The sequence below is a fragment of the Hylemonella sp. GW821-FHT10B10 genome (genome assembly GCF_059415585.1).
The window spans coordinates 236366-249582 of the sequence record NZ_JBWKNN010000002.1 but is presented as its reverse complement, the minus strand read 5'-3'; the positions used below and the strand labels follow the sequence as shown (position 1 = coordinate 249582).

Here is a 13217-nt window from a genome sequence, read left to right as displayed (position 1 = left end):
TCCTTCATGAAAAAATTCCTATACACCTGCTGCCTGTGTCTGGGCGGCCTGCTGGGCGCACAGGCCCAGACCCTGCCCGCTCCGGCATCGCTCTACCAGTCCCTGGGCCAGAAGGCCGGCATCACCGCCCTGATGGACGAGTTTGTCGGACGCGTCTTGCAGGATGCCCGCATCAAGCACCACTTCAAGGACACCAATGCCCAAACCCTCAAGGCCAGCCTGAGCGACCAGATCTGCCAGCTCAGCGGTGGCCCTTGCAAGTACGAAGGCGCTGACATGAAGGCTGCGCATGCCGAGATGGGCATCCGCAAGCAGGAGTTCCACGCCCTGGTGGAAGACCTGCAGGCCGCCATGGACACCCGAGGCATCCCCTTTGCACAGCAGAACCGCCTGCTCGCCCTGCTGGCGCCCATGCATCGCGACATCATCTCGGAGCACTGAGATGCGCAGATTCCTCTGCATTGCTTCCACCCAGTTGGTCTGCTGGGCCGCGCAGGCCTCCGGCCTGCATGTCCAGGTGCAGGACCGGGAGGGCAAACCCCTGCCCGAAGCCGTGGTGGTGCTTTACCCGGTCGGGATGACGTCTCCGGCACTGTCGGTTCCGCCGGGTCCGGTGCTGATCGAGCAGGAGCGCATGCGCTTCGTGCCGGCCCTGACCGTGGTGGTACCGGGCACGCGCCTGCGCTTTGCCAATCTCGACCGCTGGGACCACCATGTGCGCGGTACGCTGGCCACCGGCCTGGCTGCGCTGGACCCGAATGCGCCACCAGGTTTCGAGTTCCGCATTGCGGGCCGCACGGCCGGGCAGCCACCGGCTGCCATGGAAATGGTGCTGGACAAACCCGGCGTTATGCTGCTGGGCTGCCATCTGCACGGCTCCATGCGCGGGCATGTTTTTGTGAGTGACTCGGCCTGGACACTCAAGACCGACGAGAGCGGCATGGCCCGTTTCGAGGGTCTGCCGGCCGGCAAGGTCGAGCTGCGCGTCTGGCATCCGGAACTGCTGGTCGAGCCGCCGCGACAGGCCTTGCAGCTGGGGGCGAGCACCCTGCAGCAGACCGTGCAACTGGGTGTGGTACCCCGCCGACGCAGGCTCTGAGACCCGGGGCTGGGCTATGATCCTGGAACGTTATCTGGCAAGCCTGCCCCTGTTCCGCGTTATCCCCTGACCGGGGACCTGCGGCCCCGGCCATGCAACGCGTTTTCACGCGTTCAGCGCCAGGTCCGGAACACTTGCCGACCCGGCCCGAGAAGGAATGACCATGTCCGCCACCCACACCCTGAGCTGGAGCGATGAGCTGCTGCTCGGCGATCCCCGCACCGACCACACCCACCAGGAGTTCGTGGACTTGGTCAACGCCACCACGGCCGCCGTGCCTGAGCAAAAGCTGCCGGTCTACCAGCAACTGCTCGCGCATACCGTCGAGCACTTCGCGCAGGAAGAGCGCTGGATGGCGGCCTGCGGTATTCAGCCGGATTTCTGCCACTTCGGCCAGCATGCCAGCGTGCTGCAGGTGATGCAGGAAGTCGAGCGTCGCGCCCTGAACGGGGAGATGGCCTATATCGACAGCATGATCGAGGCCCTGGTCGAGTGGTTTCCCGGGCATGCGAGCAGCATGGACGCCGGCCTGGTGAGCTATCTGCAGGAAAAGGGCTACGACACCAGCACCGAGACCTTCAAGGAAGGCGCCCTGGCCGCCGATGTGGCGCTGCCTTCGTGTGGCCACGAGCCAGGTGAGCCCTGCGCCTGATGGCATCAAGGGCGATGCGTCTTCCGGACATCACGTGCCCATGCAGCAACCCATCCGACGCATTGCCATCAGCACCGGGGGCGGTGACGCCCCGGGTCTGAACGCCGTCATCAGTTCGGTGGTCTGGGCTGCGGCCAACCGCGGCTGGGAATGCGTGGGCCTCCGCGACGGTTTCAATGGCATCCTGCAGCCCGAGCGCTACCCCCGCGGCGGCACCGAGCTGCTGAGCCGTGACCGTGTGCGCGGCATTGCCCACCTGGGCGGCACCATCCTGGGTACCACCAACAAGGGTGACCCTTTCCACTTTCCCGTGCGCCAGGCCGATGGCAGCAAGGTTGAGCTGGACCGTTCCGGTGAGGTCCTGGACTACTTCCAGCGCGAGGGCATAGACGCGCTGGTCATCGCCGGCGGTGACGGCACGCTCACCATCGGCAACGAGTTGCACCGTCGTGGCCTGCGTGTGGTGGGTGTTCCCAAGACCATCGACAACGATCTCGACAAGACCCACACCACCTTCGGTTTCGATACCGCGGTTTCCTTCGCCACGGAATGCCTGGATCGCCTGCACAGCACGGCCGAGAGCCACCAGCGTGTGATGGTGGTGGAGGTCATGGGGCGCTACGCGGGCTGGATCGCCCTGCACGCAGGCATTTCCGGCGGTGCGCATGCCATCCTGATGCCCGAGATGCCCTACGACATCGAGAAGGTGGCGGCCGCTATCCGTGAGCGCGATGCTCATGGCCGCCTGTACTCGCTGGTGGTGGTGGCCGAAGGCGCCCTGCCGCGGCAGGGGCAGCGCGCGGTGCTGGCGGCGGCCGAGGCCGGCCATGCCGAGCGTCTGGGTGGCATCGGCGAGCAGGTGGCCAGGGAACTGGCCGCGCTGACCGGCAAAGACGCGCGGGTCGTGGTGCTGGGGCATCTGCTGCGCGGCGGCAGCCCCACCACCTTCGACCGGCTGGCGGCCAAGCGCTTCGGCACCGCGGCCGTGCGTGCGTTGGACGAGGGCCAATCAGGGGTGATGGTGGCCCTGTCCCATCCGAACGTCATCTACGTGCCCCTGGCCGATGTGGCCGGGCGCATGAAAGCGGTGCCGCCCGACAGCGATACCTTGCAGACCGGGCGCGACCTCGGTATCTGCTTTGGAGACTGAGGGGAGCGGCGAGGCCAGGCCCCGAGCATTTAACATCGGGAAATATTCAGGAGACAAAACGATGCCCGTCATCACCAATATCGAAGACCTGCGTGTGCTGGCCCAGAAACGCGTGCCACGCATGTTTTACGACTACGCCGACAGCGGTTCCTGGACCGAGAGCACCTACCGCGCCAACGAGAGCGACTTCCAGAAGATCAAGCTGCGCCAGCGTGTGGCCGTGAACATGGACGGCCGCACCACGCGCAGCACCATGATCGGCCAGGAGGTGGCCATGCCGGTTGCGATCGCCCCCGTGGGTCTTACGGGGATGCAGCACGCCAATGGTGAGATCCTGGCGGCGCGCGCAGCCAAGATGTTTGGCATCCCCTTCACGCTCTCGACCATGAGTATTTGCTCGATCGAGGACGTGGCCGAGGGCACGGGCGGTCACCCCTTCTGGTTCCAGCTCTACATGATGAAAGATCGCGACTTCATCGAGCGCCTGATCGATCGTGCCAAGGCTGCCAACTGCTCGGCCCTGGTGATCACGCTGGACCTGCAGATCATCGGCCAGCGCCACAAGGACCTGAAGAACGGCCTGTCGGCCCCGCCCAAGCTCACCATCCCGAACATCATCAACATCGCCACCAAACCCCGCTGGGCCTTGGGCATGCTGGGCGCCAAGCGCCGCGAGTTCGGCAACATCGTGGGCCACGTGCACGGGGTGGAGAACATGAGCTCGCTCTCGGCCTGGACCAACCAGCAGTTTGACCCGCGCCTGAACTGGGGCGACGTGGAGTGGATCAAGAAACGCTGGGGCGGCAAGATCATCCTCAAAGGCATCCAGGACGTGGAGGACGCCAAACTTGCCGTCAACAGCGGCGCCGATGCGCTGATCGTCTCCAACCACGGCGGCCGCCAGCTCGACGGCGCCGATTCCAGCATCAACTCGTTGCCGGCGATCGTGCAGGCCGTGGGCAGCCAGATCGAGGTGCACATGGATGGTGGCATCCGCTCCGGGCAGGACGTGCTCAAGGCACGCGCACTGGGCGCGCGCGGCGTCTACATCGGTCGTTCCATGGTCTATGGCCTGGGTGCGATGGGCGAGGCCGGCGTCACCAAGGCACTGCAGATCATCCGCAACGAACTCGACATCACCATGGCCTTCTGCGGCCACACCGACATCAACACGGTGGACCGCAGCATCCTGTTGCCGGGCACTTACCCGACGGCCTGAGTGGCCTGTACTTCCAGGTGGTACAGGCCCCAGGGGCACTGTGCATAGCGCTCTGGCAGCGGTCTGGCCATGACATCGGCATGCTGGTCGGCATCGAACACCGCCCATAGCGGGCCCAGGCCCCCCAGGGGCATGGGTTTGCCGTCCAGGTGGGTGGCGATGATGAAGCGGTAACGACGTGCCTGCGCCAGCGTCAGCGTGACGGTGTAGCCGTCGATGGCGCGCAGCACCAGCTTGAGCGTGTTGTCCAGGCGGGCACCGGTGGCCTCGATGACCTGGCCCAGCAACGGACCGCGCAGGGTGTGGGGCTTGGCGTCGTATTCCAGGGTCGGCTTGATCGTGATGCTGGGCAGCGCGCGCAGGGCTTCGAAGTCAAAGACATGGGCCTTGTCGAAGGTCAGCTGCTGTTTGACCATCATCTGGTCCAGGGCCTTGTCCAGCGGCCCGCGGTTGCCACGGCCGATGGCGCCCGTGACCGTCAGCAGGGTGGGGCCGCGTTGGCCTGCGGGGATGGCCTGCGCCGCTGGAGACAGGGCAGTGGCGCCCAGGGCGGCGGTGAGGAAGTGACGTTTTTTCATGCGGTCTCCGGAGCGGGTGGTGTACGCCCCTATTCTGCATCGGCGGCGCGCTATGCTAGCCCGGTGTCTCCTCCCGCCAGCTTATCCTCCACACCGATCCGGCGCATCGCGCACCTCGACATGGACGCGTTCTACGCCTCGGTCGAGCTGCTGCGTTACCCGCAGCTCCAGGGCCTGCCCGTGGTCATCGGCGGCTCGCGGCGCCGGCCCGACGATGCCCTGCTGCTCAAACACGCCGATCTGCCCTTGTCGGACATACCGGTGGCGGATTTCCCCCTGCTCCAGGACTACACCGGTCGCGGTGTCATCACCACGGCCACCTATGCCGCGCGCCAGTTCGGTGTGGGTTCGGCCATGGGGCTGATGAAGGCGGCCAAGCTCTGCCCCCAGGCCCTGTTGCTGCCGGTGGATTTCGACGAATACCGCAAGTACTCACGCCGGTTCAAAGAGGTTATCACCGAGATCGCGCCGGTGATGGAGGACCGTGGCGTGGACGAGGTCTACATCGACTTCACGGCAGTTCCGGGCGGCCAGCGCGACGGCGGCCGCAGTCTGGCGCGCCTGATCCAGAAAAGCATCTTCGACGCCACGGGGCTGACCTGCTCCATCGGTGTAGCGCCCAACAAGCTGCTGGCCAAGATGGCCAGCGAGTTCAACAAACCCAAGGGCATCTCCATCGTGTTCCCCGAGGACCTGCAGGCGCTGATCTGGCCGCTACCCTGCCGCAAGATCAACGGTGTAGGCCCCAAGACCGACGAGAAGCTGCAGGCCCAGGGTATCCGGACGATAGGCGAACTGGCCGCACAGGAGCCCGGCTGGCTGATCGAGCGCTTTGGCAAGAGCTACGGCGCCTGGTTGTTTGAGTCCGCCTGGGGGCGTGACGAGCGTCCGGTGGTGACCGAGAGCGAGCCCGTCTCGCTGAGCCGCGAGACCACCTTCGAGCGCGACCTGCATGCCGTGCGTGACAAGACAGAGCTGGGCGCGATCTTCACGGCCCTGTGCGAGCGCGTGGCTGCCGATCTGCAGCGCAAGGGTTATGCGGGCAAGACCATCGGCATCAAGCTGCGCTACGACGACTTCAAGAGCGTCACGCGCGACCAGACCCTGGAGCACTACACCGCCGACGCCAAGGCCATACGTCAGGTCGCCGGCCTGTGCCTCAAGCGGGTGGACCTGACGCGTCGCCTGCGCCTGCTGGGCGTGCGTGTGGGTACCCTGCGCCGGGCCGGTGCTGAGGATGCTGCGCCGCAGCAGGTCGAAAGCCATGGCCAGGCGAGGCGAGATGCTCCTGATTCAGGAGCGGATACGCTGCCGCTGTTCTGAGTGCACGGGGTCGGTATTGACAGATGCTGACGCCAAACTTACATTGAAGCCGCGTACAGGAGGCTTCCATGACACCCTCTCTTACCCTGGCGGAGATACAGCGCATCCGGAACTGGCATCTGGTGCACAGGGACGCGCATCCGCTGGAGTATCAGTTGTGGGATGCCGTGCTCTGCCTCTGGCTGATGGGCTGGGTCGGCTGGCTACCCGCTTTTGTCCTGGACCAGTTCTGGGCCTGCCCGCTGTGCCTGTTGGCCAGCGGTGCGCCGCAGCTGTACGTGGCCTGGCGCCGGCATGCGCACCTGATGCAACGTCTCAGGTGTGACTGGCTCTCCGGCTCAGCCTAGTAAAGTGGGGGCATGAACACTCTGCACTGCTTCACCCTTTCCGTCACCGACCACATTGCCCATCTGGTGCTGAATCGCCCCGAGGCGATGAACACCATGCACCCGCAGTTCTGGGGCGAGCTGGACCAGGCGCTGACCCAGCTGCACGCCGGCGGTGAGGCGCGGGTACTGGTAATCAGCAGCACCGGCAAGCACTTCAGCGCAGGCATGGCGCTGGAGACCTTTGGCGGTGCCATCACCCTGGACGACCGTAGCGCCGAAGGGCGCGCCGCCATCTTCGATTTGCTCACCGACATGCAGGCCACCTTTACCAAGCTGGAGACGCTGCGCATCCCGGTCATTGCGGCCATCCAGGGCGGTTGCATCGGCGGCGCGGTGGACATGGTGTCCGCCTGTTGCCTGCGTTATGCCTCGACCGATGCCTTCTTCTGCATCCAGGAGATCAACATCGGTATGGTGGCCGACGTGGGTACGCTGCAGCGCCTGCCCAAGCTGATGCCACTGGGGGTGGTCAAGGAGCTGGCCTACACCGGGCGTCGCATGCCGGCAGCCCAGGCCCTGGGCTACGGCCTGGTCAACCAGGTCTTCGACACCCCCGAAGCCCTGCTGGCCGGTGCGCTGCAGACAGCGAAGGACATCGCCAGCAAACCACCGGTGGCCATCTGGGGCACCAAGCAGGCGTTGCACTACGCACGTGACCATGGCGTGGACGACGCGCTCAAGCAGATGGGCTGGTTGCAAGGCGCAATCTGGAGCAACAAGCACGTGATGGAGGCCGTCACGGCCATGAAGGAAAAACGGGCCGGTAACTTCCCAGAACTGGCGCCCCTACGGTCTTTCCGTGATGCAGGCCAGTAAGGCTGGCCGAGGCTTGATCCTGGCCCTGGCTTGTGGCCTGGCGCAGGCCGCTGACAAGGACGATGCGCTGTATGCCAGCTACGCCTGCCAGCAATATGCCCTGGCGGCCCTGAAGACCCTGGGCAAGCCCAGGGCCGACGCCTCGCGGCCAGCGACACCGGCGCCCACGAACGACAAACGCCGGGCGGGGGGGACGGAAGTCTGGTTGGCCTCTGGTGCGATCCATGCCCAGGCCAGCTTTGGTGCGGCCATGGTCCGTTCCGAGTACCAGTGTGCGGTGCAGAAGACAGCAGGGGGAGGCTGGAAACTGCTGGATCTGCAATGGCCGCAAGGTCGCCCGTGACTCGGGATGGCGCTTACTGCCGCGCCGTGCGCACGTTGGCCGGCAAGGCCTGCGGGTGGCTGGTCCGCCAGGGGTTGATGTCCAGGCCACCACGGCGCGTGTAGCGGGCGTAGACCATGAGCTTGGCGGGCTTGCAGCGCGTCCAGATGTCCATATAGATGCGCTCCACGCATTGCTCATGGAACTCGTTGTGGTTGCGAAAGCTCACCAGGTACTGCAGCAGGCCGGCCTGCTCGATCTGCGGGCCGCTGTAGGCGATCTGCACGCTGCCCCAGTCGGGCTGGCCGGTGACCAGGCAGTTGCTCTTGAGCAGGTTGCTGGTGAGCACCTCGCTGACCGGCTGTTCATCAAAAGCCGCTGTCAGCAGCTGCGGGGCCGGTGTGTAGTGCGTGCATTCCAGGTCCAGCCGGTCCAGGCTCAGACCGTCAAGCTCGTGGATGGGCTGCTGGTCGAACAGTTCGGGCGCCAGGAGCTTCACACCCACGGTGCCGGTCTTGCCTGAATCACGCCACACGGCTGCACTCAGATCGGTACGCAGGCGCGCCAACACCTCGCTGGTGTCAGCGAATTTCGTGTTGTTGAAACTGTTGAGGTAAAGCTTGAAGGACTTGCTCTCAATGATGTTGGGCGTCTCGCAGGGCACGGTGATGTGAGCGATGGCCACCTGGGGCTTGCCGCGGGTGTTGAGCCAACTCAATTCGTAGGCCGTCCACAGGTCAGCACCCATGAAGGGCAGGGTGGCAGGCACGCCGATCTCCTGGCGTTTGGTCAGCCGGGGGATCGGGAAGAGCAGGGTGGCGTCGTACTGGTCCCTGTACGGTGTGGCTTTGCCCAGCAACGAGTCTTCGGGTTTGCTCATGCCTGTATTTTCCTGCGAAAAACGAGCCGGTCGGGTTCCGACGCCTTGGCGTCAAAAGCGTAACCATCGAGATTGAATTTCTCCAGTTGCCTGGGGGTACTCAGGCGCTTGGTGGCCGCATAACGCGCCATCAGCCCACGCGCGCGTTTGGCGAAAAAGCTGATGACCTTGTAGTGGCCACCCTTCCAGTCTTCGAACACGCATTCGATCACGCGGGCCTTCAATGCTTTGGTGTCCACCGCCTTGAAGTATTCCTGCGAGGCCAGGTTCACCACCACGGGTGTTTTTTCCGCCTGCAGTCGTTCGTTGAGGTAGTCGGCGATCTGTGTGCCCCAGAACCTGTAGAGGTTCTTGCCTTGGGGGTTCTCCAGCGCCGTGCCCATCTCCAGCCGGTAGGGCTGCATCCAGTCCAGCGGGCGCAGCACACCGTACAAACCGCTGAGGATGCACACATGCTCCTGGGCCCAGGCCAGATCCTCGGCCTTGAGCGTCTTGGCCTCCAGCCCATCGTAGACGTCGCCGTTGAAGGCCAGCACAGCCTGCTTGGAGTTCTTCGCGGTGAACTTCGGGCGCCAGGCCTGGTAACGTGCGACGTTCAAGCCCGATAGTGCGTCGCTCAGATTCATGAGCTCAGCGATGTCGCTCGGTGACTTCCCGCGCAGGATGCCGATCAACTCGGCCGATTGATGGGTGAACAGTGGCTGGGTGTGGGGTATATCGCCGGCGGGCGTGTCATAGTCGAGGGACTTGGCGGGGGAGAGCAGAAAGAGCATGTTGCGTATCTTGTATCAGGACGATTATCTCGTGGCTGTGGACAAGCCGCCGGGTCTGCTGGTGCACCGCACGGGTCTCGATGCCGGCGAGACGCAATTTGCCCTGCAACTGCTGCGCGACCAGCTGGGCCGCCCGGTCTGGCCGGCACACCGGCTCGACAAGGGCACCAGCGGGGTGCTGCTCTTTGCGCTGGACGCCGGCACGGCCCGTACTCTGGGGCAGGTTTTCGAGGCGCCGGACCAGGTGCACAAGACCTACCGTGCCGTGGTGCGCGGCTGGCCGCCAGCATCCGGGCTCATCGACCATCCGCTCAAGCGCCTTGAGGACGATGCGCGGGCCGGGCGCGTGGAGGTGCAGGAGGCGCAGACGCGCTACCGCGCACTGGAGCACTATGAGCTTCCTCTGCCCTATGGCGGCTTCTCCGCGACACGCTGCGCTCTCGTGGAACTGCAGCCCCTGACTGGCCGGCGACATCAGTTACGTCGGCACATGAAGCACATCGCGCACCCCGTCATCGGTGACGCGACGCACGGCAAGGGCCCGCTGAACCGGGCCGTGGCGGAACTGACGGGCTGGCCCAGGTTGTGGCTGCACGCCATGCGCCTGGATTTTCGGCATCCCGTCAGTGGCGAGCCTCTTTGCGTGGATGCGCCTACCGATTCCGAATGGGCGCGTTGGACGTCCTACAGGCAGGGCTCCGGATAACTGCTATAAAACAGGCGGCTGGCGCTGCCTGCTTTCTTCAACCATTCCGTGAGAGGTCATCCATGGGCAAGAACCGGCTTGAAGCCTTCAGCGATGGTGTCATTGCCATCATCATCACGATCATGGTGCTGGAAATGAAGGTGCCGCACGGTGACACGCTGGCCACCCTGACGCCCTTGCTGCCGGTGTTCCTGAGCTATGTCCTGAGCTTCGTCTACGTGGGCATCTACTGGAACAACCACCATCACATGCTGCATGCCTGCACCACGGTGTCCGGCGGCGTGCTGTGGGCCAACCTGCATCTGCTGTTCTGGCTCTCGCTGTTCCCTTTTGCCACGGGCTGGATGGGAGAAAACCATTTCGCACCCCTGCCGTCCGCGCTCTACGGCTGTGTGCTGTTGGCCGCCGCCATCGCCTACTGGATATTGCAGCAGACCATCATCGCCGCGCAGGGTAGCCATTCACCCCTGAAGACGGCGGTGGGCAAGGACTGGAAGGGGAAACTGTCGCCGCTGATCTACATCGTCGGCATCGTCTTCGCCCTGTGGTCACCCTGGCCCTGGCTGGCCATGGCCCTGTATGTGTCAGCCGCCGTGTTGTGGCTGGTGCCGGACCGCAGGATCGAACGATCCATCCAGCACCCGGGCGAGGCCTGAGCGCAGCTTCGCTGCGATCGCGAGCTGCCACGAAGGTTGCCTTTGGTCCGGCACAGTCGGTGCCAGTAAACAGCTCATACCTCAACGCGCCTACGGCGACGGGTATCTGTCCACGCATATTTGATCTGCATCAACGCGAGCGGGCAAAGGCTGTCTAGACTGGCCACTGCACGTCTTGCGCAGTGTTCTGATGTTTGGAGCAGCCATGAAATTCTTTACCTATTTTTTCACGACGACTTTGCTTCTTTCAGGTCTGCCTGCCCGGGCGGCCGATCCTGTGACAGAGGCCATCAACCAGGCCTATGCGCCTTACCGCGCCGTCTTGTTCCGTACCAACAGCAAGGCACAGGCCGAGTCCGAACAGGCGATGGGCCAAGCCCAGTTGGCCTGGAAATCGATTCTGTCCAGGTTCGCTTCCAGGCCGCCCATACCCTATGACACCGATTCCGAATTCGGCGCCTCCCTGAATGCAGTGACCCGGGTCTATGAGCAGGCTGCGGGCGAGATCGGCCAGGGCAAGCTACCGCAGGCGCATGAGACTCTGGAGCAGGCCCGAGACATCATGGCCGAGTTGCGGCGGCGCAATGGGGTCATCGTCTTCAGTGATCACATGAACGCCTACCATGCCGAGATGGAGCATGTGCTGGGTCAGGGGCCCGCCATGACGGGGAGCCAGCAAGGCATGCTGACACTGGTGAGCCGGGTGGGTGTACTGGACTACCTGGCCAGACGGCTGCGCGTCGAGGCTCCGAAGGCGCTGCAAAACGACGCCGAATTCAGCGCCTCCCTCCAGGCGTTGGAGGCCTCGGTGTCCGCGCTGCAAAGGGCCGCCATGGCCCAGGATGCAGAGGCTACGCGGGAGGCGCTGCGCCGGCTCAAGGGGCCTTACAGCCGCATGTTCCTGAAGTTCGGCTGAATCGTCCAGAGGTCGACGACCTGTTCATGCTCAGCCCAAGGTGCGCAGGGCTGCCAGAGTCTCGGCCTCGGTCCGGTACAGCCGGTGTCCGGGGGCGGTCAGCTGCCAACCGGCCTGCAGCAGGGTGCGTTCCACCGGCAGCTTCATGCCGCTGATGTGCAGCAGCACATCCTGTTGGCGCAGCTGTTCGCTGAGTTTGAGCAGCGTGTCCACACCCGTGGCATCGATGTGGTTGATGGGCTGGGCAAAGAGGCAGACGTGGCGTGTTTCGGGGTGTTCGGCCAGGTACTCGACGATGGCGCGTTCGAACTCCGCCGCTGCGGCAAAGTCCAGCGCGGCGTCCATGCGCAGGGCATAGGTGTTGGATGCCAGGGGCGCCAACTGCCAGAGGTGGCGGTCGCGCAGGCTGCCGTCGGGGTGCAAGCCAACTTCGATGATGCGCGGATGCAGGCGCTGGTAGAGGAAATAGCTCAACGACATCAGCACGCCGGCGAGTACGCCCCAATAAAGCTGCGGCGAAACCAGCAAGGTGATGAGGAAGGTGGCCCCCGCGATGAGGGCTTCTGCACGCGCGATGCGCCACAGGCGCATGAACTCGCGCGGCTTGAGCAGGCCCAGCACCGCAGCCACCACGATCGCTGCCAATACGGCCTGCGGCACATGGCTCAGCACAGGGATAAACAGCCAAAGCGCCAGTAGCACGACCACCGCGGAGAAAACCGTGGCCCAGCCGGTACGCGCGCCGGCGTAGAGGTTGAGCGCCGAACGCGAGAAGGATGAGCTGGTCGGGAAGGCACCGCTCAGCCCCGCAGCCAGTTTGCCCAGGCCCTGGCCGATCAGATCCTGGTCCTGGTCCCAGCGCGTGCCGCGACGCTCGTTGTCGACCTTGGCACTGGACGCTGTCTCCAGAAAACTCACGAGGGTGATGACCAGGGTGGGCAGCAGCAGCTGGCCCAGCACCGAGAAATCAGGCAGGGCCGGCAGCGCCAGTGCGGGCAGGCCGGCAGGCAGGGCGCCGACCACGCGGCCGCCCGCGGTCTCGAAGCCCAGCCCCTGGGACAGGCCGGCTGCAGCCAAAACGATGAGCAGTACCGAAGGGAAGGCGGGGCGCCAGCGACGTGCGGCCATCAGCAGCACCAGGGTTCCCAGGCCAAAGGCCAGCGAGGGCAGATGCCAGGTGCGCAGTCCGCTGGAGGCCAGGCTGCGCCAGTCCTCCAGGCCCAGCAGATCGGGCAGCTGCGAGCCGATGATGAGCAGGGCGGCCGCCTGGGTGAAGGCTGTCAACACCGGTGCATTGACTACATTGAGCAGCCAGCCAAAGCGCATGAAGCCCAGGGCCAGTTGCAACAGGCCGGAAAGCAGGGCCAGCCAGACTGCCAGTTGAACCCACTGTGCCGAACCCGGCTGGGCCAGCCCCGTGAGCCCGGCACTGATCAGCAGGCAGGTCAGGGCGGTCGGACCTACCGAGAGTCGTGTTGAAGCGCTGAAGAGCACCGCCAGCAGGGCCGGCAGGATGGAGGCGTAGATGCCGGTCACCGGCGGCATGCCCGCCAGCACGGCGTAGGCCACGCCCTGCGGGATCACCATCAGACCCACGGCCAAACCGGCCAGGGCTTCGCTGCGCAGCAATTCGGCAGAAGGACGCGGCCAGTTCAGAAAGGGCAGGAGCGAACGCAGACGGGTGGAGACGGGCGACATGGTGGCGCACAGTTTAGCTGCGCGCCTGTGGGCCGCCTCT

16 protein-coding genes are annotated in these 13217 nt (G+C 64.8%); 12 read left to right on the top strand and 4 right to left on the bottom strand.

From position 1 onward, the window contains the following. The first annotated feature begins 6 nt into the window (after positions 1–6). The 5 genes from AC07NT_RS11400 (at position 7) to AC07NT_RS11380 (ending at position 4120) form a co-directional block, all read left to right on the top strand. Positions 7–441 carry a group I truncated hemoglobin gene (locus AC07NT_RS11400; protein WP_498598910.1) on the top strand — a complete coding sequence of 145 codons (435 nt, stop codon included), beginning with the start codon at positions 7–9 and terminating at the stop codon, positions 439–441. 1 nt (position 442) lies between these two features. Next, positions 443–1099, top strand: coding sequence for a cupredoxin domain-containing protein (locus AC07NT_RS11395; RefSeq protein ID WP_498598911.1), 657 nt, complete (start codon positions 443–445; stop codon positions 1097–1099). Positions 1100–1262: 163 nt separating this feature from the next. Next, on the top strand, positions 1263–1751 hold the full coding sequence (locus AC07NT_RS11390; RefSeq protein ID WP_498598912.1) for a hemerythrin domain-containing protein: 489 nt from the start codon (positions 1263–1265) through the stop codon (positions 1749–1751). A gap of 40 nt (positions 1752–1791) precedes the next feature. Next, positions 1792–2901 (top strand): 6-phosphofructokinase, encoded by a 1110-nt coding sequence (locus AC07NT_RS11385; RefSeq protein WP_498598913.1) that lies wholly within the window; start codon positions 1792–1794, stop codon positions 2899–2901. Positions 2902–2962: 61 nt separating this feature from the next. Further along, the gene (locus tag AC07NT_RS11380) at positions 2963–4120 is read left to right on the top strand and encodes an alpha-hydroxy acid oxidase (protein ID WP_498598914.1); all 1158 of its coding nucleotides are present in this window, start codon (positions 2963–2965) and stop codon (positions 4118–4120) included. Here the strand turns inward: AC07NT_RS11380 and AC07NT_RS11375 are convergent. Next, positions 4105–4698 carry a putative pterin-binding protein gene (locus AC07NT_RS11375; protein ID WP_498598915.1) on the bottom strand — a complete coding sequence of 198 codons (594 nt, stop codon included), beginning with the start codon at positions 4696–4698 and terminating at the stop codon, positions 4105–4107. The two genes, AC07NT_RS11380 and AC07NT_RS11375, sit on opposite strands and share 16 nt — an antisense overlap. 120 nt (positions 4699–4818) lie before the next feature. On the opposite strand from AC07NT_RS11375, the gene dinB reads away from it, so the two are divergent. From dinB to AC07NT_RS11355, 4 genes are all read left to right on the top strand, one after another. Further along, positions 4819–6021 carry a DNA polymerase IV gene (dinB, locus tag AC07NT_RS11370; protein WP_498598916.1) on the top strand — a complete coding sequence of 401 codons (1203 nt, stop codon included), beginning with the start codon at positions 4819–4821 and terminating at the stop codon, positions 6019–6021. Between the two features lie 68 nt (positions 6022–6089). After that, positions 6090–6368, top strand: coding sequence for a hypothetical protein (locus tag AC07NT_RS11365; RefSeq protein ID WP_498598917.1), 279 nt, complete (start codon positions 6090–6092; stop codon positions 6366–6368). Between the two features lie 12 nt (positions 6369–6380). After that, positions 6381–7226: an enoyl-CoA hydratase-related protein gene (locus tag AC07NT_RS11360; RefSeq protein WP_498598918.1), complete on the top strand. Its 846-nt coding sequence runs from the start codon at positions 6381–6383 to the stop codon at positions 7224–7226. Beyond that, the gene (locus AC07NT_RS11355; RefSeq protein WP_498598919.1) at positions 7210–7569 is read left to right on the top strand and encodes a hypothetical protein; all 360 of its coding nucleotides are present in this window, start codon (positions 7210–7212) and stop codon (positions 7567–7569) included. Before AC07NT_RS11360 ends, AC07NT_RS11355 begins: the two co-directional genes overlap by 17 nt. A 13-nt stretch (positions 7570–7582) precedes the next feature. Here AC07NT_RS11355 and queF read toward each other — a convergent pair whose 3' ends face one another. Both queF and yaaA read right to left on the bottom strand, forming a co-directional pair. Then, complete coding sequence (gene queF, locus AC07NT_RS11350; protein WP_498598920.1) at positions 7583–8428, bottom strand: NADPH-dependent 7-cyano-7-deazaguanine reductase QueF; 846 nt, start codon at positions 8426–8428, stop codon at positions 7583–7585. Further along, positions 8425–9201, bottom strand: coding sequence for a peroxide stress protein YaaA (gene yaaA / locus AC07NT_RS11345; RefSeq protein ID WP_498598921.1), 777 nt, complete (start codon positions 9199–9201; stop codon positions 8425–8427). Before yaaA ends, queF begins: the two co-directional genes overlap by 4 nt. Here yaaA and AC07NT_RS11340 point away from each other — a divergent pair. From AC07NT_RS11340 to AC07NT_RS11330, 3 genes are all read left to right on the top strand, one after another. After that, positions 9200–9907 carry a pseudouridine synthase gene (locus AC07NT_RS11340; RefSeq protein ID WP_498598922.1) on the top strand — a complete coding sequence of 236 codons (708 nt, stop codon included), beginning with the start codon at positions 9200–9202 and terminating at the stop codon, positions 9905–9907. The genes yaaA and AC07NT_RS11340 overlap by 2 nt on opposite strands. A gap of 62 nt (positions 9908–9969) precedes the next feature. Beyond that, positions 9970–10563, top strand: coding sequence for a TMEM175 family protein (locus AC07NT_RS11335; protein ID WP_498598923.1), 594 nt, complete (start codon positions 9970–9972; stop codon positions 10561–10563). Positions 10564–10768: 205 nt separating this feature from the next. After that, complete coding sequence (locus AC07NT_RS11330) at positions 10769–11479, top strand: hypothetical protein (protein WP_498598924.1); 711 nt, start codon at positions 10769–10771, stop codon at positions 11477–11479. Between the two features lie 30 nt (positions 11480–11509). Here AC07NT_RS11330 and AC07NT_RS11325 read toward each other — a convergent pair whose 3' ends face one another. Beyond that, a complete protein-coding gene (locus AC07NT_RS11325) occupies positions 11510–13177 on the bottom strand; it encodes a SulP family inorganic anion transporter (RefSeq protein ID WP_498598925.1) in 1668 nt (555 codons plus the stop codon). Positions 13178–13217 lie beyond the last annotated feature (40 nt).